Source organism: Vibrio sp. Of7-15, from assembly GCF_022347565.1.
Taxonomy (GTDB): domain Bacteria; phylum Pseudomonadota; class Gammaproteobacteria; order Enterobacterales; family Vibrionaceae; genus NORP241.
Window position 1 is genome coordinate 23,332 of record NZ_JAKRGH010000022.1, and the last position, 20,122, is coordinate 43,453.

Sequence of the window (20,122 nt, forward strand, 5' to 3'; positions counted from 1 at the left end):
TTTACGTTTGTTTGAGGCTTTAACGGCGCGCGCTATTCTAACTAATAATTAACTAAAAAGCTTGCGCAATCGTTTGCTGTCGCAAAATAAATGTAAAAATATTGACCGTTTGGGTAAGAAAAACATGCTAGCCCATTAAAAGGAGAGCTTTATGTATTTAATAGGCCAACTCGCAAAACAGTGCCAAGTCAGCACAGATACATTGCGGTTTTATGAAAAAAATCGGTTATTGGTACCAACGGGTCGCAGTGAAAGCGGCTATCGTCTATACAGTGAGGAGAGCCTTGCCAGAGTGAAATTTATTCTTCGCTCTAAAGAAGTGGGGTTAAGTTTAGAGGAAATTCGTGAATTGCTGGATATTAAGCTGGAAGCCAGCCAGCACAGTTGCGCCGAAGTGAAGTCAATCACTCAAGCGAAGCTAGATAACATTGATAAGAAAGTGATTGAGTTGAATCGAATTCGTCATGCATTACAAAAAATTAATGACGCGTGCTGCGGTAAAAGCGATGGTGATGCGTCTCATTGCTCCATTTTAGAAGCACTGGCGGCTGGAGAGTTAAAGAGTTAGCGGGGATTTTATTGATTAAGTTTTTCTGAAAATAGCCGATACTATTGTTAAGAATAAGGAAAGCCGAGCGGGTGAAGTTCGATTTCTGCCTTAATCAGGTGTAATATAAAATACATTGCCTAATTAATAAGAAGTTGAGTTTAATATGTTAACTGTGAATGAACTCACTACTTACAAAATGGCAATGTTCGAACCATTCTTAATTTACTGGCGTTGAGACGACTAGATGCTCTTGCCCAAAGATGTGAGCTAATACGTAATGGAAAAGCAAGAAATGATGAAGCTTTTTTCGGCTCTCAAAATCATTGATAAAAAGATCACAGTTCAAAATAAGGCGATAGCTGACCTTGACGCTCGAATTAAACGAATTGAAGCACAAAACGCGAAAATCGGTCAGTTGTGTGAGTCGAACACCGGGGGGGGTGGGGCAGCTAGTGGCGGGGGAGCCAGCGCTGGAGGTGATCTTGGTGAAATTGATGACCGTTTAAAAAGTATTGAAGAAAAAAGTGCAAAAATGATTGAACTGATCCGCTCAAATGCGGGTGGTGGTGGTAAAAAACGAGCTTGGCCACCATAGTTGTTTTTGTATCGCGGCTTAGCGGTTACTGAATAACAGAGCTGTTAAGTTGCAAAATAAAAATGCCCCTGCTTGTGTTAAGTAGGGGCATTTTTGTTTTAGATACTTATTATGTAATTTGCCCAGCCAGCTCTTTACCTTTGCCGCGATCTTTAGTTAAGGCATCACTAATGCTGTGCAGTATACTCAGAGTGAAAGCTTCATGGCCCTCCCCCTGCTCCTTTTCGATATAAAGGGTATCATTTTAGGTTTGATATACGGTTAGGTGGAAATACCGATAATAAAAAAGGACTATCGATAAGTTATCAATAGCCCTTTCGGAATTTTTCTTAGCACTGGGTGCTTAGTTCATGCCGTATTTTTTTAGCTTCTTACGAAGAGTACCACGGTTGATGCCCATCATGGTTGCTGCGCGAGTTTGGTTACCGCGAGTGTACTGCATGATAGTGTCTAGTAGAGGCTGTTCAACTTCAGCCAATACAAGTTCGTACAGGTCGTCGACTTCCTGGCCGTTTAATTGCGCAAGGTAGTTCTTTAATGATGCTTTAACAGAGTCACGTAGTGGCTTCTGAGTAATTTGATCTTGTGATGTTACAGTCGTGACTGTTAATGCTTCGGAAGTCAGATTTTGTTCGAACATATTCTGTCTAGCTCTTCTCGTAATTATGATGCAACGTTTTCGAAGTAACCTTGTAGCGCATCAAGTTGCTCGGAAGCGTCCTCGATAGCGTTAAAGGCCGGACGGAAATTGCCTGCTTGCTGATGTTCTTTTAAGTACCAACCCACGTGTTTACGTGCAATTCGTGGCCCTAGATATTCACCGTAAAACTGGTGAAGCTCATGAACATGACCAAGTAGAATTTCTTTCACCTCTTCAATGGGAAGAGACGGCATAAATTCGCCCGTTTCTAAATAATGGTGGATTTCTTGAAAAATCCATGGCCTTCCTTGTGCCGGACGGCCAATCATCAGAGCATCAGCACCTGTATAATCAAGTACCTTGCGCGCCTTTTCTGGTGAGTCGATATCACCGTTAGCGATCACCGGAATAGAGATGGCTTGCTTTACTGCTCTGATGCTGTCGTACTCTGCTTCGCCTTTGTACATACAAGCTCGTGTACGCCCATGAAGCGCCAAAGCCTGTATGCCACATTGCTCCGCCATTTTTGCAACCTGAACACAGTTTTTGTTTTCAGGATCCCAGCCAGTGCGAGTTTTTAACGTCACCGGGACATTCACAGCATTAACAACGGCAGTTAAGATTTCTTCAATCAGATCTGGTCGTTGTAATAGAGCTGAGCCCGCCAGCTTTTTATTAACTTTCTTCGCCGGACAACCCATGTTGATATCGATGATTTGCGCACCGTTTTCAACACTAAATTGTGCCGCTTCTGCCATTAATTGTGGATCCGCGCCAGCGATTTGGACAGAGCGAATACCTGATTCGCCCTCATGCACCATACGCTGTTGCGATTTTGATGTTTTCCAGACTTTCGGATTTGAAGACATCATTTCACTAACGGCCATTCCCGCGCCGTAACGAAGGCATAACTCTCGAAATGGTCGATCTGTTACTCCTGCCATAGGAGCTACAATCAACTGGTTCTTTAATTGATAATTTCCGATCTGCAAAACATCTACACGCTACTATGCCAGTTAAGGGCGCGCATTTTACGCATTTTTTTAGCAGCTGAAAAGGCCAATAATTGAGCATTTACAATTTGTTTTTAAAAATTGTCTGTTTTTCAACCGATTGAGCCTTTTTAATTGTACAACTTTCTATTTTACAGGGAGCCGTTTTACTGCTTTTGGCCGGAAATTCGGCACCACTCTTGTTGTTCAACAATTGGGTCTAGGGTAATTGTATCATGATAGTAAGTGGCAACGTCTTCTGCTTGAGTGTCCAGTACACCAGACATAGCGAGTTGGCCTTGTGGTTTCACTAGCCCTTTAATCACGCCAGATAGATCACGTAGAGGCCCTGCCAGAATGTTAGCCACAACGACATCGGCCAGCAGACCTTCTGGTTGATCTTGAGGTAAGAACAGCTCCAGTTTGTCGGCCACACCATTGCGTTCGGCATTGTCTTTTGAAGCCAGAATAGCTTGAGGATCAATGTCGATCCCGATGACTTTTTCTGCCCCTAGTTTGATCGCAGCGATCGCAAGAATGCCGGAGCCACAACCAAAGTCGATCACGGTTTTTCCAGTAAGATCTAAGCCTTCAAGCCACTCAAGGCATAATGATGTTGTTGGGTGAGTTCCTGTACCAAAAGCAAGGCCGGGATCCAGCATAACGTTCACAGCGTCAGGTTCTGGAATATCACGCCAACTTGGGCAAATCCACAGACGTTCACCGAATTTCATTGGGTGGAAGTTATCCATCCATTCACGTTCCCAGTCTTTGTCTTCAAGTTGCTCGATTTTATAAGCAAACCCTTCTTCGAGCATGTTCGAGCCTTTAGCGACCGCGATAACCATGTCCATATCGGCTTCAGCATCGTACAGAGCGACGATGTCAGTCTCACCCCATAAACGGGTTTCACCTGGCATAGGTTCAAATACAGGGGTGTCTTTAGCGTCTAGGAAGGTAATGGACAGCGCGCCCGTCTCTTCCATTAGCATGTCACCGATTTTTTCTGCATTGTCGGCAGTGGCATTAAGTTTAACTTGAATCCAAGGCATGGTTGGCAGCCTCTTTAGAGTGGTTGAGAAAAATAGAGGGGGAGTCTAACAGAATTTAGTCAATTTTTGACCGAATGATACGAGTATCGTGCTAAAAAAATAAGGCCGCAGAAGCAGCCTTATTTGTATCGCTAGCAAAAGAAAGGCTTATTGAAGGCCTAATTTCTTCTCTAGGTAATGAATGTTGGCACCACCATGCTGGAAGTTTTCATCATTCATGATAGACAGTTGCAGTGGCACATTGGTTTTGATGCCATCAACAATCAATTCACCTAGGGCATTTTTCATACGAGAAATAGCCACGTCACGGTTTTCACCGAAGGTGATCAGCTTACCAATCATTGAATCGTAATGTGGTGGTACTGTGTAGCCTGTGTAAATATGAGATTCCCAACGTATCCCCATGCCACCCGGTGCGTGGAAGCGCTCGATTTTACCTGGTGATGGTAGGAAACGCTCTGGATCTTCGGCATTGATACGACATTCAACTGCATGGCCACTGATCTTAATGTCTTCTTGGGTGAAAGACAGAGGTTGACCTGCTGCGATACGTAGCTGCTCTTTGATAAGATCCACGCCCGTTACCATTTCTGTTACTGGGTGCTCTACTTGAATACGGGTGTTCATTTCAATGAAGTAGAACTCGCCGTTTTCGTATAGGAATTCAAACGTACCTGCACCACGGTAACCAATTTCGATACAAGCACGACAACAACGCTCACCGATGTACTTACGCATTTCTTCAGTGATGCCTGGTGCTGGCGCTTCTTCAACCACTTTTTGGTGACGACGTTGCATAGAACAGTCACGCTCACCTAGGTGAATGGCATTGCCTTGACCATCTGCCAACACTTGAACTTCGATATGACGTGGATTCTCTAGGTATTTCTCCATGTAAACCATGTCATTGTTGAAACACGCTTTTGCTTCTGCGCGAGTCATAGCAATGGCTTCAGTCAGTTCTGGTTCTGAGCGAACAACGCGCATACCGCGGCCACCACCACCACCAGATGCCTTGATGATTACAGGGTAGCCAATGCGTTTAGCAAAAGATTTATTTTTCGCTTCGTCATCATCCAATGGGCCGTCAGAGCCTGGAACACATGGTACGCCTGCTTTTTTCATTGCATTAATGGCTGAAACTTTATCACCCATAATACGGATAGTTTCCGCTTTAGGGCCAACAAAAATAAAGCCAGAGCGTTCTACTTGCTCAGCAAAATCAGCATTCTCAGATAGGAAGCCGTAACCAGGGTGAATGGCTACTGCGCCTGTAATCTCTGCCGCGCTGATGATGCGAGGGATATTTAGGTAGCTGTCGATACCTTTAGCTGGACCAATACAGATAGTTTCGTCAGCTAGCAAAACGTGTTTTAAGTCACGGTCTGCAGTAGAGTGAACCGCGACAGTTTTAATGCCCAGTTCTTTACATGCGCGAAGAATACGAAGTGCAATTTCACCTCGGTTCGCGATGACTAATTTATCTAACATAGTGGCCTCTGTTATTGGATCACAACTAGTGGTTGATCAAATTCAATTGATTGGCCATCTTCTGCCAAAATCTCAACCACAACGCCTGCTTTGTCTGCTTCGATTTGGTTCATCATTTTCATCGCTTCAACAATGCATAGTGTGTCACCAACGTTTACAGTTTGACCCACTTTAACGAACGGTTTTGCATCTGGGCTTGGTGCACTGTAGAAAGTACCAACCATTGGAGAAAGAACTTGGTGACCGCTTGCAACAGGTGCTGCATCAGCAGCAGGTGCCGCCGCTGGAGCAGGAGCTGCTGGTGCCGCGGCAGGAGCGGCCACTGGAGCCGGAGCAGCTGCAACTTGAACAGGTGCTGCAACTTGAACAGGTGCAGTTGCACGGCTGATTCGTACTGATTCTTCGCCTTCAGAAATTTCTAGTTCAGCAATGCCAGATTCTTCTACTAGTTCAATTAACTTCTTGATTTTACGAATATCCATTATTTCTTTCTCTTTCTTATGTTTGTTCAGTTAGCTATCTGAGCGCAGTCGGCGTACCGCTGCATTCAGGGCGAATTCATAACCATCAGGACCAAGACCACAAATCACTCCCTGTGCTTTATCCGACAAGTAGGAGTGATGGCGAAAAGGTTCGCGAGCATGGACATTGGATAGATGGACTTCAATAAACGGGATTGCAACTCCGAGTAGGGCATCACGAAGAGCGACACTGGTATGTGTGAAAGCGGCTGGATTGATAATGATATAATCCACCTTGCCATGAGCGGCATGGATGGCTTCGATTAATTCATATTCACGGTTAGATTGCAGGTGTTCGAGAGATACATCTAACTGAGCGGCTTTTTCGGTCAACCCCGTAACGAGTTGATCTAACGTTTGATGACCATAGTGGCCAGGTTCACGTAAACCCAGTAAATTTAGGTTTGGTCCGTTCAGCAGTAAAATACGTAATTTTGTCGACATCTTGATGCTATCTAACCTATACCGTGGAGTTATTGAAGTAATTTGTGTGCGTAATCTGATTTAAACAGAACGACTAGCTCAAAATACGCTCAAAACTAATATGGTGTGCAATTATAGACAATTCAACGCAAATCGCAGCAAAATACTGGTCTAATCACCCATAATTATTGCTTTTTTTTGCCTAACGGCTGTACGCCGAAGTGTATCTTTATCGCGCCTTGTTGGTGAGTAACTGTGCGGTATTAAATCATAACTTATTGGTTATTCATCTTTTTATCGCTAATCAGTCTTTGGGAGCAGACTCACCGAAATGAGGTGTTTGAATTTACATGGTTTAAAGCGCTGGGGCTAGAGCATGCGTCAGCTGTAAATAAAATACTGTGATCTTTATTAAGGGTTTTTTGATTGATGGCGTGTTTGAATAAAAAGTTACTCAATAGCTGATAATGCTAATTGATGAGTGCTTGGTCAAAGAGGTGACATAGTCGCTACTTGAATGGAACAAAGAAAAGGCCCAGTCACGATGTGAGTAGACCTTTTAAAAATGTTAAGTAGTTTTTACTTGGGTGTACTATGTTTGTTTTCGAAGCCGATGATATCAATCACTATAGTTCGCGATAGCATCGGTATGATGAACCGAAGGTAGCTTCAAATATCGAATTACCAATAGAATAAGGAACACTATCACTCCGACTATACCGATACTTGCCCACTGGACTCCTTGAATAAAGGCTTCAGAGGCAGTTTCCATTAGCTGCTTTGCTAATGCTGGGTGTAGTGTTTCGCTGGCCGTATAAGCACTTGATAGAGTTTCTTGTACTAGGGATACTGCTGAGCTGTCAATGTTTGCAGGTAAAATAAAGAATGAGCGGTAAAGCCAAGCGACAGCACCACCAATTAGTGTTGTTCCTAACACCACACCGACTTCATAAGCTGTTTCACTCACCGATGATGCACTTCCTGCCCGTTCAGTTGGAACTGAAGATAAAACAAGGTCATTCGTTACTGTTGTAATTGCAGCGACACCAACATTCAACAATACAAATGCAATACAGATTGTCAGAAGTGAAATATCAAACATCACAAAAACTGCGAACGCAGAACCTGCCAATAGTAAGCAGAAAGATATAATTAAGTTTGGAGCCAACCGCTGTGCAAACGGTACTACGGCCATTCCTGCAATAATTGCTAGTATTTGGCCAGGAACCAAATTCAAACTAGCCATTAAGGGGCCTGTAGCAAGAATAATCTGCATCATTTGTGTGGCCAGGTAGATAAAGCCAATAAGCAGTCCTAGACTGGTTAGATTAACTAAAATCGACATTGAGAAAGCGGGAATAGTAAATAGTTTCAGGTCCAGCAAAGGATCTTTTAAAGTGAACTGTCTCCGTACAAAAAGAGTGCCTAGAACTAGGCCTACAATAAATGTCGATATTGCGATTGCATCCACACTTTCTGTCGCGCCATGTTTGAGTGAATACATCAAGCTTACCATTGCCGCCATGCTTAAGGTTACACTCCAGTAATCAATACTGAATGCTGGTTGTTTTTCAGACTCAGGTAGATAAGAAGGTGCTAGCAGTAAAACAGGTGCTAAAAATGGAATCGCGACTAAAAATACGGCCTGCCAGTCATAAAATTGCAAAAGCACACCTCCGACTAGTGGGCCTAAAGCCGAGCCAATAGTCAGGCTAGTCGCCCAAACCGCCACTGCAATTCTTCTTTCTTCTCTATCTTCAAACGTTGCTCGTATCAAAGCTAATGTGGCGGGTAATATCATGGCACCAAAAAAGCCCAGTACAGCTCGCCCTGCAATGAGGTGCCATGCCTGTTGTGAAAATACAATTGCTAGTGAAACAATGGTAAAGCCGCTACAGCCGATATAAAGTATTTTTCGATGGCCGATCCGATCACCAGCTCCTCCCATTGTTACGAGTAACCCGGCTAATACTATTGAATATGCATCAATAATCCAAAGCTGTTGCGCAGCTGATGGGCTCAAGGCAGATGAAATTTTTGGTAAGGAAAAATTTAGGATCGTATTGTCAATGGTTACCAGTAGAACGGGTAGCATAATCATAAACAATGCCAGTGCTTTTGAGCGATCTCTTAATATTGAAACCAAAGGATTTACAACTTCACTCATTTTTCCCTCCTGTCTGATGGGAATTTAGTGTATTGAAAATTAACTCTGCATCGTTAGCTGATACTGATAGTACATCGCCAAATTGTTTTGCAGAGTTTTGTAATCGGGCAGAAAAAGAATGGAAGCCATCTTTTTCTACTTCTGTATTTAGTTGTGCTAATGTGGACATTAAGCGTTCACGTTGATGTTTGGCTTCGTCGTTGTAAGCTTGAATATCCCAGTAAGTTTCCACTTCATTTGTTAGAATACGAGCGGCTAGACTTAGCAAGGTTTTCATCGGAGGAGGGGCAATTTTATATAGTAAATCAATTGGATGATTTTTTTCTGTTAATACTGACAGAAAAGATAAAATGGCTGCATGTGGTAATGCCTGACACAGCCCCATCATATTGTCATGTGCTTCAGGATCTAGGCGGGTTACTTCCATATTGTGTTTGAGTAGAATCGCCTCCAGTATTGCTCCCGTCTTTGAAGTGCGGGGTTCGCACAATAACACTGTACGTCCTTCATAAGCCAGCTGTGGAGAAAACATTGGGTTGACACCAACAATATCTTTCATTGGTAAGCAATCTGATGCTAGCTTGTGGAAAGGTTTCTGTACTGAACAGGTATGAACAATACTATCGGCGGTTTCTAGTATGGGCATGTAAGTAATGAGAGCATCGTCTGCAATACTTTCCGGTAACGCAAAAACAACCATGGAGGCGTTCTTCATTCTATCGGCAAGAGATTGATCCAGCTGACGCACATCGCACTGAACATATAGCTCATCAGTAACGGGAGGAGCGAGGTCAACAATGGTAACCAAATAACCAGATGATTTGAGTATGTTTGACATGAAAGAGCCGACAACGCCGGCTCCTCCTAAAATTATGCATTGTTTCAAGTTAGGTATCCTTAATCAGCAGATAACGAATAAAACGGTACACTCGCTTTTACCAAAGTCTCTTCTATTTCTTCCTTCGGTGAAGAAGCAGCGACTATTGCGCCACCAACACCAAATTCCCCCATGCCCTTTTGAATAACAGCTGTTCGAATAACTATGCTCAAATTAGTCACTCCATCCATGCCAACCCAGCCAAGACTCCCTGAATAAATACCCCGAGCAGAGTTCTCTAGTTTGTCAATAATAGACATTGTTCTCAGCTTCGGTGCTCCAGTCATAGAACCTCCAGGAAAGCAGGCTTTGATGACGCCAAATGGTCCGAGACTGGGTTTGAGTTTTCCTTCAACTGTTGAGACTAATTGATGAACCGAGCTATAGGTTTCAATATCAAAAGCTTTGGTGACCCGAACGGTACCAGGTAAACAGACGTTGTTGAGATCGTGCCTGACTAAGTCAACAATCATTAAGTTTTCTGCGCGGTCTTTCTCTGATTTCTTTAGGTCCTTTTTCAGTTTTTTATCGTGCTCATTGGTTGATCCTCTCGGTCTAGTTCCTTTTATCGGCTTCGAGCTTACTTTACGGCTTGCATCAACTTTAAGAAAAGTTTCTGGGGATGCACTTAGAATTGAAAACTCCGGTGTTTTGATAAAGGCACCATATGGAACAGGGCTGGCTGTACGCATCTTGAGGTAAGCTTGAAATGCATCATTCTCAAAGGGCATACGAGCTCGGTTAGTTAAACAGATTTCGTATGACTCACCATTTCGAATCTCATGGAGGCAGTGATTAATTTTCTCGATGTATTGAGCTACGTTATCTTCAAGCTCAAGTACATCTGCTGCGATAGCACCTGGCGCGAATGCTGCGTTTGTTGTTTCTTTTTGTTCTGATGCCATATCTGGGATCGCAACTGTTATGGGTTTACCCCATAAGTTGCATAGATAGACGGCATCTTCCTCATGATCAAAAACAAGCATGTTTTGTGGCAGAAAAAATAGTGCATCTGGGGTGGAAGAATGGTGGTGGTTTTCAGCTCCAACTAATGCTTTTAATTCATAGCCTAAGTAGCCTATCAGTCCGCACTGAAAGGGAAATGGCAGGTCATCGAATCGTGCAGGCTTTAGCTGAGAGACTAATTGATCCATTAATTCGAAGTAATCACCATAAACAGAGCTTTCTCCAAGCGGACCGAGAATTGATAGCTTTTGTTCATTGACATCGTAGGAGAAAGTAAGAGCTTCATTAGGCTGAGCACTTCCCATTACCGAATATCTTGATAATTGGCCTTCAGAGAGCTCACTATCTAACCAAAAAGCGGATGATTTATTGGAGAAGTTATTGCTGAATATATTTTCAGCATTTGAGGAAATATTCAAACGCTCGTACTGTATTGATAGAGATATGATACCTGCTACCGATTCAAGTGCTTGGCTTATTTTATTTTGGTCTTTTTGTTCTACACGGTGGGATTGGATTAAGTGAATATAGTTTTCAATTAATGTCATTCCGTAATCAGAATCGATAGACTCAGGATGGAATTGTACGCCCCATATGGGTTTTTCCTTATGGGCAACTCCCATCACTAGGCCATCTTCAGAGTAGGCAGTTACATCAAGGCTGTCCGCCACTTCTGTGCATACTAAAGAATGGTAGCGAACAACGTCAAAGTTTTGCGGAATACCTGCAAACAGTCCATTGCCATGATGAGTGATTTTACTTTTATAGCCATGTACAGGTTTTGGGGCATGTGAGACGACACCACCAAACTGGCAATTAATTCCTTGATGCCCCAGACAAACTCCCAAGATAGGGAGTTGACAATGATTAATAATATCACGACAGACGCCAAAATCTTCATCATTATTCGGATGGCCTGGGCCCGGAGAAAGAATAATGCCTGAAAATTTCTGTATATCTAAATCTCCCAATGATACTGTGTTGGGAACCACTGTAGGAACTTGTCCAGTGGCTTCAAATACATACTGGGCAATATTATTAGTGAATGAATCAAAGTTATCAACAATTAAGATATGCATTTTAATTCTCTGCAGATAGAGTATTGATGATCTGTGATTCTTCATCACACGTTTCGTGAATAATACGTTCAAATATATCACTGACATATTCAGGACGAAGTTGTTGGGCAATGGCAAGCTCTTTGACCTTGCTCAATGTGAATTCTACTCGGCCCATCTGCATCATCGGTATTTGTTCCTGAGATTTTACTTTGGCTATGGTGCGACATATGTGCATTCGTCTTGACAGTAGTTCAACAATCTCGAAGTTGATTAAGTCAAGTTCATTACGAAAGGGGGCTAATTTCTGTACTGTTTTACTTTCTGAAATATTATTTTTTTTCATTGTGTTACACCTATGAAGAAAAGTATGGGTAAACCATAGTGTCGAAAAATAAAGTTAAATTGATTGAGCGCTCAATTGTTTTTCGGCTTATTGCTTTTTAGGTGGTTTAACTTTTCAGATGGTTTAACTTTTCTGATAAATCAACGATCTGCTCCGTTGTATGATTTGCTGAAACTGCAAATCTAAGCATTGATTTATTTGTCTCAACAATTGGGTAGAAAACAGGAAACATAATAACTCCTGACTCTCGTAACTTTTTGGCAGCATCTAACCCTTGTTGTTCTGAATCAAAATAAGCACCGCGGATGGGAGCTTTTAGTTGTTCATTCATTAAGGTATCAGTAACCAAGTTATCCAATTGGTTGATATTTTTCCAAAGCGAGCTTTGTAATGTATCTATTTCTGAAGAAAGGTGTATTTTAGCTGCTGCAACATTAGCAGCCTGAAGCGGTACTGGTATCGTATGCCCAAAAACCAACGGATTCGCCAGTCTTTTTAGCTGTGAATTATTGTAGTCTTTTCTGAGTACAATGAATCCACCTGCACCACCGAACGCTTTACTCAATGAGCCTGCAATTATTGTATTGTCAGGAAGCTCATGTCCTAGGTTTTCAAAAGCATATCCAGAACCATATTTACCCGAAATAGAAATACCATGCGCATCATCAACATATAAATACCCATCATATTTTTTCATTAACTCAGATAAGTTCTTCACTGGTAGTAAGCCGGACATTGAACCAACACCATCAATTAATAGAATTGGAGTGACCTTTTGATGAGAACAGTCTTGAAGGGTTTGTGATAGAGCTTCAGTATCATTGGTATCAACACGAATAACCTGGCCAAATTGCCCTAACAATCCTCTTAGTACTTGAATAGATGCATGGGCTGTTCTATCAACCAGCCACCTTACCTCTGGTTTTGTTGGGTAACGATCCATATGTCCACTTCCCAGTAGTGGCAGGACGCCTAAATGGGCATTACTTGTAGAAGTAAACACTGTAACTGAGTTTCCTTGGTATATATCCTGCAGTAGTTCTTCCAGCTGCGGTAAATATACTGGGCTCATGGCACTTCTGCTGGCAGATAAATGAATACCAATGCTATTGAGTGCGTTATATGATGCTTCAACCAGTAAAGGATGAGATTCGAGTCCAAGGTATGAGCACGATATAAACTCTGTGTATGGCTTCCCATCATCTAGAATTACTTGTTTACCATGACGTTCTGTCACAATAAAAGAGGTGAGCCCTTCACCTGAAGCATGTTCAAAAGCACCTGAAGTTCGACTGCTTCGGATTGACATCCAATCTTGCGAATTTTGGTCCAAGTTTGATACATCGAGAGTGTTCATTGTTTAGTTCCTGTTGTCATCACCGCAAGGCCTGTTTCATCTGAGAATTGGTGGGATGTATGAGTTTCTACTGAATGAAATTGATAACGCTTAAAGATGTTTTTGACGATATCTTTCTGAAATTCACCATGTTCAATTAATATGGTTCCTCCCGGCTTTAAGAGCGATTCTGCAAGGCTAATAGATGCTTCAATCATCTGATTTCCTCCTTGGCCGGAATAGATCGCATTTACAGGGTGGTGCTGTTGCCATTCCGGCAACAAATCTTCAGAGTTAGGAACGTATGGTGGATTAGATATCATGACATCAACGCATGCATGGTGATCGACAAAATCTGTATGATTGGTTATGTCTTTCATTTTAGCGATGACATGTTCCTCGCTCGCTAAGCGATTAATGTTCCGGCATAAATACTGATAAGCCACGTCATCATTTTCAACACAGACTACCTTGGTATTTGGGTGCTGTTTCCATGCTGATACCCCAATAGCACCACTTCCCGAGCACAAGTCATAAATCAAAGCTCCTGGTTGGATGTCCACATTTTTATGTAACCAGTCAAGTAGCATTGTGCTTTGCTGTCGTGGCACGAAGACACCTGTCCCCACAACAAAGCGATAACCGTTAAACTCTGTATATCCGAGAATATGCCCTAATGGGATACGACGAACTCGCTCTTGAATATCAGCCTGAAAATGCAGGACGTTTTGATTTGTTATCTGACTTATACCGCTAAAGTGTTTATTCAAAATAGCCTTAAAGTCACCAACAGGATCCCAGATGCCCGAAGCTTTTAGGTTGTTGAGATCATGTTTAAATTCTCTTTCAAGATCATTCATTTTCATGACCATGCCTCGTAGTATTCAGCTAATTTGTCATACATTGATTTATACAAGTAAGAGAAAGCGACCAGCTCTGGTGGAGGCGTATATGTCGGATGTAAAGAATCAATTAAGTTTGTATAAAAGCCTGTCATTCCGGTATCAAGCAATGGTAGCCAATATGGTTTGATATCCCATCTGAACTCGTATCCTGTGGCAAACATCTGTTTAGCCGTTTCTGTAACCGTTTCTTCTCGAGATAATCCAGGTAATGGCTTACGGATCGGAGTAAATACATCAAGATCTAATTCTGTCTGTAATCCCTGAATTTTATCTGCGAGATACGTCGCGAGCAGAGGAGATTGATGTAGGCCGTCTCGATAGGTTCCGGTGGCAAGCCACAGGCCATTAAAATGGCATTGGCCAATTAATGGGTATCCATCCGCAGGAATAGGTCGATTACCAACTTGAATCGTTTCAATTTCGGCATCATTCAAGTCAATGTTGAGTTGCTCTAAAGCGCAGTCTAAAAGAAATTGTACATCAGATATGAGGGCATTTTTTTTGGGGGATTCTGCCAGAATATTTGTTGCACCAATATATAATAAGTCCTTTTCCCTTGGAACACAGTGCAACCCACATGCGAATGCTCGGTTCGGTGTTCTGATCACACTAGTAGGTACTTGGTGTCCCGGCTTTAACCTTGCCATAATGGAGACACCATATCCTGCAAACATAGGCGGAATTCGACGCTTTACATCTGGAAATTCATCTAAGAGATCCAAAGAATGAACGCCAGCAGCCAGTATTACGTGTTTTGCAGAAAGTAATGTACCGTCGTTGAGTTGAACGCCAGTAACCACATCTCCCTCTGTAAAGAGTTGAGATGCATTATCTTCGTAAATTACACCACCTTTGTTAAGTAACGCAGCATCTAATTTCTCTAATAATAAATGAGAATCGACTGCATTTTCTTCCGGAATATATAGTGCCTGCATTGGGCGAACAAGGTCATTTGCTTTAACCCATGGCATTTTACTTGGAGAAATAGTGTCATATTGTTCATCATATCGATTCAGATATTCTTCTATGGCTTCATAATTGACAGTATCAACATCTGCCATGCCCGCTGAATTCAAAATTACATGAGTTCCCTGAGCAGTAAAGAGTTGTTCTGAATTATCAGATGCTTCTGAAAGTCGCTCTGCCCAATTACTCCAAAGTGATTTAGCGCGAATATCCATATCCAGCTTTAATCTACCAAACTCACTGCCGACTAAACCACTTGTAATTTCGCCAAAACAGCCATTCATCGCGCCAGCAGCTTTAGAAGCTGAGTGAGTTCTTTTTATTTCACCGACTCTGGCAACTTTTATTCCTCTGGAAGCAAGTTCGAAGGCGATTGAAGAACCAATTGCTCCTGAGCCGACAACAATAACTTCATAGTCCATTATAAAATACCTTATTTAATAAGTTGATAGTGTGAGGAGCTCACTTTATTTATAAATGAGCGTAATTTAACTGGTTGTACTGTGGGTGGTGGGTTGAAAATGAATCGCCATGTTGAATAATATTCAAGGATGAGTCTTCACTAAACTGGTCAGTGTCAAATGACAATGCAACGAGGTTATCTTTACCTTGACGAATGACTTTACCTAAACGTTCAATAGAAACACCTTTTCTCAAGAAGTATCTTTCAATCACTGTTGTGGTGACCGCCACCAGATTGGATGCACCATGCATTTTGGCAAGTTGCATGGAAAACTTAAAAATATCAAAAGGGGTGCTCTCGAGTTTATGGCCGTGTGCGGCATAACGTGATATTTCCCAGTTCAAGGAGTTTTTAGGGAGTTCACCATCACATAAGTAAGGAAATATATCAGCCAGTAAATAAGGAGAGAGTGTTTGAATTAGTCGTGAGCACCCTACAATTTCACTGTTTTCATTGTATACAATGACATATAGAGCATCACTTGAATCAAATTCATCAAGCTCAATATCTTTATCACTTGAAGTAGAAATTAGATCCCACTTTAATTTTTTTATAAAAACTTCATGCCGATAGCGACCTAATTCGTTTAATTCACTTTTATCGAAAGCAATGTAAGGCTTACAAACCATTCGGTACATCTGAATCAACCTCGTTACAAAAACATCCTTGAAAATGCCCGAGGATGTTACATTTGCTTAACGATTGGTTGCAACTACCAAAAAAGGTAGTGTTAGGACGGTGCCTCTCAAGTGAAGTTTTAGACTTATTAGAATGAAAATTAATTTTAGCAGTAATAATTTAAACCATTTATTTTATTTGTTATTAATCGCTTATGATGTGCTTCGTAATGAGGTGTTGTTAAGTAAGCGCTATAGATTATGGAAATTGAGTGGGTTAGAGGTCTGGATAGTTGTATATTTTTGTCCGCAAAGTTTTTTTGATACTACAATGCATTTGATATACATGCTTAAATACTAATAAAATTAAGTGTAGGGAAGAAAATGAAATTTTTTCAGTAATGTTTAGAAACAAATTATGGTGCCATCATATTCTAATATTGATATCTTATGGATAAAATATAAAGTGTACGTGTGATGGTAAGGTGGGGGGGCTATGGATACTTATAGATGATGTAATATTTTGAGAATATATTATATATTTAAAAGAAAAGCGCCGCATTGCGACGCGATATGAAAATCGAGATAAAATTATTTTTTCGATGGAAAAATTGGGTACGTCGATCTATTTTATAGTTATTATTAAGTTGAGGGTTAATACTTAGTTTATATTATTCCTAATGCAGCAGAATATGCAGCCGCGAGTGTTCTGTTTGCAGAGCCAAATTTACTTTGGATCTTTTTTATATGGTAATTAACCGTATTCTCTGATATTCCTAAAATATATGATATTGACTTAGAGCATTTCCCATCTGCAATCCATTTTAAAATTTCCTCTTCTCGTTGGCTTAGCTGGATTTCATCGTTAAAATTTTTACCTTTTGAAAAAAGGCAATCTTTTTCTTCAATAAAATCGATTAAACAACGCATTTTTATATTGAGGTTTATTTTTTCATCGGGAGATATTTTTTCATTATGCCTAGATATTCCAAGAATACATAGAGAGTGATCCATACTTCTTTGTGTCCATGTTGCGCCAAAGTTAATTCCCCACTCTCCAGCTTCCCTATACACAAGGCTATTCTTTATTTCTATGCTATCCTGCCAAATAACGAACTGACGATCCTTTGCGCGACTGGCGATACTTGGATCAATTTGGAAATAGTGTTTTTCCTTATAACGCTTAACCCATTCGTTCGGGTAGGTTCCATCAATATTCACTAAAGCTCGGGAAAAAGGAACTGATTTTTTCTTACCATATGCGAAGTGATCAAATCCTAATTTTTTGATTTCTCCTGATACGCACTCAATAACATCATGACTGTTTTCACACTCAGAAAAAGTTGTGTTTGCAGATGACCACCATTCGATAAAACTTGTGTTATTGTCCATTATGTAATCTCGATAGATCGACTTGCACTCTGTTCTAACTCAGCTGTCTTTGATGTTCAAATTTTCATGAAAAAAATGTGTTAAATTTTATTTCAAATAAATGATATTAAAATCAATAGCTTAATAGTGTTAAGGGTGTGGGCTTTTAATGTCTTTTTGCATTTTTTATTACATTTTTTGCAGAAAAACGTTAGGTAGTGTTCGTCGTTGGTGAGGAGGCAATAATAAGTCATATTGGTTAATCCTTCTTTGGAAAGAAGGAACTGTATACTCAAGTTCTACCAAAGTTAGAGATGCTCATTTCTGAACATTTATAATGGAACACAGGGCTCCCCAGAAGCCCTCAATAGTTATAAAGAAAGTATCCTAGCTGGTGGCTACATAACTAGTTATTCATGATAGCCTTCCTGTACCTGTAATTTGAGAGGGTTGCGGTTGTGATTGATGAGGAGCTGACAGTATTTCGGATTTATCTGCTCGGTCAGGACGTTATTTTATTGAATCATTAGCGTAGATACATTCTTGAACGCTTGCTTCATCAGCTTGCTGTGATCATATTGCTTTTGTTGTCTAGAAAGCCTTGTTGTACCAAAAAAGGAAAACGCCGAACGTTTTCACATTCGGCGTTATACGGGCTTAGTTACTACCAGCTTATGATGGTATTAATCCCACCATAAGCACTAAGCAGTGTACGGCATTACATTAATTGTTGTTTTTCAGCGATGAGTTTATCGACCACACTTGGATCTGCCAGTGTTGATGTATCGCCTAGGTTGCTGGTATCGCCAGTTGCGATCTTACGCAGAATACGACGCATGATCTTGCCTGAACGAGTTTTTGGTAATGAGTCAGTCCAGTGCAGGAAGTCTGGTGTTGCGATAGGGCCAATTTCTTTACGAACCCACTCTTTTACTTCTTTATGAAGTTCTGCGCTTGGAACTTCGCCTGAATTCAAGGTGATGTAAGCGTAAATCGCTTGGCCTTTGATGTCGTGTGGGACACCTACAATAGCGGCTTCGGCAATCTTATCGAACGCAACCAGTGCCGATTCGATTTCTGCGGTACCCATACGGTGACCAGAGACATTCAATACGTCATCCACACGTCCGGTGATCCAGTAGTAACCGTCTTCATCGCGGCGAGCGCCATCACTGGTGAAGTACATGCCTTGGAATGTTGAGAAATACGTTTGTTCGAAGCGCTCGTGATCACCATAGATGGTTCTCATTTGGCCAGGCCATGAATCGGTGATCACTAGGTTGCCGTCTGTGGCGCCTTCAATGATGTTACCCATGTTATCAACAAGAGCTGGCTGAACACCGAAGAATGGACGCGTCGCTGAGCCTGGTTTTAGTGCCGTTGCACCTGGTAGTGGTGAAATTAGAATACCACCTGTTTCTGTTTGCCACCATGTATCAACAATTGGGCAGCGCTCATCACCAATGGTTTTGTGGTACCACTCCCAGGCTTCTGGGTTAATTGGCTCACCCACAGAGCCCATAATACGCAGGCTGTCACGAGATGTACCATCAATGGCTTCAGTGCCTTTTGCCATTAGGGCACGGATCGCTGTTGGTGCTGTGTACAGAATGTTGACGTTGTGCTTATCAACCACTTCGCTCATGCGGCTGGTGGAAGGGTAGTTTGGCACACCTTCAAACAGAATGGTTTTCGCACCATTCGCCAGTGGTCCGTAGATGAGGTAAGTGTGGCCAGTGATCCAACCAACATCGGCAGTACACCAGAATGTTTCGCCTTCTTGGTAATCGAATACGTACTTGAAGGTCATGGTGGCGTAAACAAGGTAACCACCTGTGGTGTGTAATACGCCTTTTGGTTTACCGGTTGAACCTGAGGTGTAAAGAATAAACAGAGGATCTTCTGCGTTCATCTCTTCTGGCTGGCAGTGTGGTGATGCAACGGCTGTGGCTTCGTGCCACCATACGTCACGCTCGCTGTGCCATTCGATTTCACCACCAGTACGTTTAAGAACCACGACTTTTTCAATGGTTTTCACTTCTGGGTTAGCCAATGCTTCATCGACATTCTTTTTAAGTGGAACTGCACGGCCACCACGAACCCCTTCGTCTGAAGTAATCACGACTTTAGCGTCAGAATCAATAATACGGCCGGCTAGGGCTTCTGGTGAGAAACCACCAAAGACAACGGTGTGGATAGCGCCAATACGAGTACATGCCAGCATTGCAACGGCCGCTTCTGCGACCATTGGCATGTAAAGGCATACTACGTCGCCTTTACGAACGCCTTGGCTTTTAAGGGCGTTAGCGAACTTACAGACTTCTTCATGCAGTTCGTTAAATGTCAGTGTTTTGTCATCAGCAGGATCATCACCTTCCCAAATGATGGCAACTTCGTCACCACGAGTTTCTAGGTGACGGTCGATACAGTTCGCAGAGACGTTTAGTGTGCCGTCTTCAAACCATTTGATATCAACGTGACCGGTGTCGAATGAGGTGTTTTTTACTTTTGTGTACGGTTTGATCCAGTCAACGATTTGGCCGTGTTCGCGCCAAAATCCTTCCGGGTTAATCACGGATTGTTGGTACATTTCACGATATTTGTCATCGTCAGCGTGGGCTGTTTTTGCAATATCTTGATTGACCGGGTAAACGTGAACATCACTCATTCTATTCTCTCCTTGTGAATACGGCAGCAGCCCTGTATTTCTTGGTCTATATATTCGGCCTATGTATGTGCCGTTTTGTTAGGTAATACTGTTGACCAGACAGGGATTTTCGACAATT

18 protein-coding genes are annotated in these 20,122 nt (G+C 41.9%); 2 read left to right on the top strand and 16 right to left on the bottom strand.

Annotated elements, in window-relative coordinates:
- Positions 1 to 151: 151 nt before the first annotated feature.
- Positions 152 to 568 carry a Zn(2+)-responsive transcriptional regulator gene (zntR, locus tag MHO82_RS19015; protein ID WP_239186424.1) on the top strand — a complete coding sequence of 139 codons (417 nt, stop codon included), beginning with the start codon at positions 152 to 154 and terminating at the stop codon, positions 566 to 568.
- A gap of 274 nt (positions 569 to 842) precedes the next feature.
- A complete protein-coding gene (locus MHO82_RS19020) occupies positions 843 to 1,145 on the top strand; it encodes a hypothetical protein (RefSeq protein ID WP_239186426.1) in 303 nt (100 codons plus the stop codon).
- A gap of 343 nt (positions 1,146 to 1,488) precedes the next feature.
- Here MHO82_RS19020 and fis read toward each other — a convergent pair whose 3' ends face one another.
- From fis to acs, 16 genes are all read right to left on the bottom strand, one after another.
- Positions 1,489 to 1,785 carry a DNA-binding transcriptional regulator Fis gene (gene fis / locus MHO82_RS19025; RefSeq protein ID WP_005372656.1) on the bottom strand — a complete coding sequence of 99 codons (297 nt, stop codon included), beginning with the start codon at positions 1,783 to 1,785 and terminating at the stop codon, positions 1,489 to 1,491.
- Positions 1,786 to 1,808: 23 nt separating this feature from the next.
- Positions 1,809 to 2,777, bottom strand: coding sequence for a tRNA dihydrouridine synthase DusB (gene dusB, locus MHO82_RS19030; RefSeq protein WP_239186428.1), 969 nt, complete (start codon positions 2,775 to 2,777; stop codon positions 1,809 to 1,811).
- A gap of 167 nt (positions 2,778 to 2,944) precedes the next feature.
- A complete protein-coding gene (gene prmA / locus MHO82_RS19035) occupies positions 2,945 to 3,829 on the bottom strand; it encodes a 50S ribosomal protein L11 methyltransferase (RefSeq protein WP_239186430.1) in 885 nt (294 codons plus the stop codon).
- A 147-nt stretch (positions 3,830 to 3,976) separates the two neighbouring features.
- Positions 3,977 to 5,320: an acetyl-CoA carboxylase biotin carboxylase subunit gene (gene accC / locus MHO82_RS19040; RefSeq protein ID WP_239186432.1), complete on the bottom strand. Its 1,344-nt coding sequence runs from the start codon at positions 5,318 to 5,320 to the stop codon at positions 3,977 to 3,979.
- A gap of 11 nt (positions 5,321 to 5,331) precedes the next feature.
- A complete protein-coding gene (accB, locus tag MHO82_RS19045) occupies positions 5,332 to 5,802 on the bottom strand; it encodes an acetyl-CoA carboxylase biotin carboxyl carrier protein (RefSeq protein WP_239186434.1) in 471 nt (156 codons plus the stop codon).
- Between the two features lie 30 nt (positions 5,803 to 5,832).
- Positions 5,833 to 6,285, bottom strand: a complete 453-nt coding sequence (aroQ, locus tag MHO82_RS19050; RefSeq protein ID WP_239186436.1) for a type II 3-dehydroquinate dehydratase — start codon at positions 6,283 to 6,285, stop codon at positions 5,833 to 5,835.
- Between the two features lie 598 nt (positions 6,286 to 6,883).
- The gene (locus tag MHO82_RS19055; RefSeq protein ID WP_239186438.1) at positions 6,884 to 8,431 is read right to left on the bottom strand and encodes an MFS transporter; all 1,548 of its coding nucleotides are present in this window, start codon (positions 8,429 to 8,431) and stop codon (positions 6,884 to 6,886) included.
- Positions 8,424 to 9,269, bottom strand: a complete 846-nt coding sequence (locus MHO82_RS19060; protein ID WP_239186440.1) for a prephenate dehydrogenase dimerization domain-containing protein — start codon at positions 9,267 to 9,269, stop codon at positions 8,424 to 8,426. The genes MHO82_RS19055 and MHO82_RS19060 overlap by 8 nt, the downstream gene beginning before the upstream one ends.
- A 59-nt stretch (positions 9,270 to 9,328) precedes the next feature.
- Positions 9,329 to 11,353, bottom strand: coding sequence for an aminodeoxychorismate synthase component I (pabB, locus tag MHO82_RS19065; RefSeq protein ID WP_239186442.1), 2,025 nt, complete (start codon positions 11,351 to 11,353; stop codon positions 9,329 to 9,331).
- A gap of 1 nt (position 11,354) precedes the next feature.
- The gene (locus MHO82_RS19070; RefSeq protein ID WP_239186444.1) at positions 11,355 to 11,678 is read right to left on the bottom strand and encodes a chorismate mutase; all 324 of its coding nucleotides are present in this window, start codon (positions 11,676 to 11,678) and stop codon (positions 11,355 to 11,357) included.
- Positions 11,679 to 11,784: 106 nt separating this feature from the next.
- On the bottom strand, positions 11,785 to 13,035 hold the full coding sequence (locus tag MHO82_RS19075; RefSeq protein WP_239186446.1) for an aminotransferase class I/II-fold pyridoxal phosphate-dependent enzyme: 1,251 nt from the start codon (positions 13,033 to 13,035) through the stop codon (positions 11,785 to 11,787).
- The gene (locus MHO82_RS19080) at positions 13,032 to 13,880 is read right to left on the bottom strand and encodes a HemK/PrmC family methyltransferase (protein ID WP_239186448.1); all 849 of its coding nucleotides are present in this window, start codon (positions 13,878 to 13,880) and stop codon (positions 13,032 to 13,034) included. Before MHO82_RS19080 ends, MHO82_RS19075 begins: the two co-directional genes overlap by 4 nt.
- Positions 13,877 to 15,307, bottom strand: a complete 1,431-nt coding sequence (locus MHO82_RS19085) for an FAD-dependent oxidoreductase (protein ID WP_239186450.1) — start codon at positions 15,305 to 15,307, stop codon at positions 13,877 to 13,879. Before MHO82_RS19085 ends, MHO82_RS19080 begins: the two co-directional genes overlap by 4 nt.
- A gap of 49 nt (positions 15,308 to 15,356) precedes the next feature.
- Positions 15,357 to 15,986, bottom strand: a complete 630-nt coding sequence (locus tag MHO82_RS19090; RefSeq protein ID WP_239186452.1) for an acyl-homoserine-lactone synthase — start codon at positions 15,984 to 15,986, stop codon at positions 15,357 to 15,359.
- A gap of 645 nt (positions 15,987 to 16,631) precedes the next feature.
- Positions 16,632 to 17,357, bottom strand: coding sequence for an autoinducer binding domain-containing protein (locus MHO82_RS19095; RefSeq protein ID WP_239186454.1), 726 nt, complete (start codon positions 17,355 to 17,357; stop codon positions 16,632 to 16,634).
- A 697-nt stretch (positions 17,358 to 18,054) separates the two neighbouring features.
- Positions 18,055 to 20,004, bottom strand: a complete 1,950-nt coding sequence (gene acs, locus MHO82_RS19100; protein WP_239186456.1) for an acetate--CoA ligase — start codon at positions 20,002 to 20,004, stop codon at positions 18,055 to 18,057.
- Positions 20,005 to 20,122 lie beyond the last annotated feature (118 nt).

Excerpts from the sequence above, each read along its gene's own strand:
- zntR (WP_239186424.1), top strand. The coding sequence starts at position 152 with ATGTATTTAATAGGCCAACTCGCAAAACAGTGCCAAGTCAGCACAGAT.
- MHO82_RS19020 (WP_239186426.1), top strand. The coding sequence starts at position 843 with ATGATGAAGCTTTTTTCGGCTCTCAAAATCATTGATAAAAAGATCACA.
- fis (WP_005372656.1), bottom strand. The coding sequence starts at position 1,785 with ATGTTCGAACAAAATCTGACTTCCGAAGCATTAACAGTCACGACTGTA.
- prmA (WP_239186430.1), bottom strand. The coding sequence starts at position 3,829 with ATGCCTTGGATTCAAGTTAAACTTAATGCCACTGCCGACAATGCAGAA.
- accC (WP_239186432.1), bottom strand. The coding sequence starts at position 5,320 with ATGTTAGATAAATTAGTCATCGCGAACCGAGGTGAAATTGCACTTCGT.
- accB (WP_239186434.1), bottom strand. The coding sequence starts at position 5,802 with ATGGATATTCGTAAAATCAAGAAGTTAATTGAACTAGTAGAAGAATCT.
- aroQ (WP_239186436.1), bottom strand. The coding sequence starts at position 6,285 with ATGTCGACAAAATTACGTATTTTACTGCTGAACGGACCAAACCTAAAT.
- MHO82_RS19055 (WP_239186438.1), bottom strand. The coding sequence starts at position 8,431 with ATGAGTGAAGTTGTAAATCCTTTGGTTTCAATATTAAGAGATCGCTCA.
- MHO82_RS19060 (WP_239186440.1), bottom strand. The coding sequence starts at position 9,269 with ATGTCAAACATACTCAAATCATCTGGTTATTTGGTTACCATTGTTGAC.
- pabB (WP_239186442.1), bottom strand. The coding sequence starts at position 11,353 with ATGCATATCTTAATTGTTGATAACTTTGATTCATTCACTAATAATATT.
- MHO82_RS19070 (WP_239186444.1), bottom strand. The coding sequence starts at position 11,678 with ATGAAAAAAAATAATATTTCAGAAAGTAAAACAGTACAGAAATTAGCC.
- MHO82_RS19075 (WP_239186446.1), bottom strand. The coding sequence starts at position 13,035 with ATGAACACTCTCGATGTATCAAACTTGGACCAAAATTCGCAAGATTGG.
- MHO82_RS19080 (WP_239186448.1), bottom strand. The coding sequence starts at position 13,880 with ATGAAAATGAATGATCTTGAAAGAGAATTTAAACATGATCTCAACAAC.
- MHO82_RS19085 (WP_239186450.1), bottom strand. The coding sequence starts at position 15,307 with ATGGACTATGAAGTTATTGTTGTCGGCTCAGGAGCAATTGGTTCTTCA.
- MHO82_RS19090 (WP_239186452.1), bottom strand. The coding sequence starts at position 15,986 with ATGTACCGAATGGTTTGTAAGCCTTACATTGCTTTCGATAAAAGTGAA.
- MHO82_RS19095 (WP_239186454.1), bottom strand. The coding sequence starts at position 17,357 with ATGGACAATAACACAAGTTTTATCGAATGGTGGTCATCTGCAAACACA.
- acs (WP_239186456.1), bottom strand. The coding sequence starts at position 20,004 with ATGAGTGATGTTCACGTTTACCCGGTCAATCAAGATATTGCAAAAACA.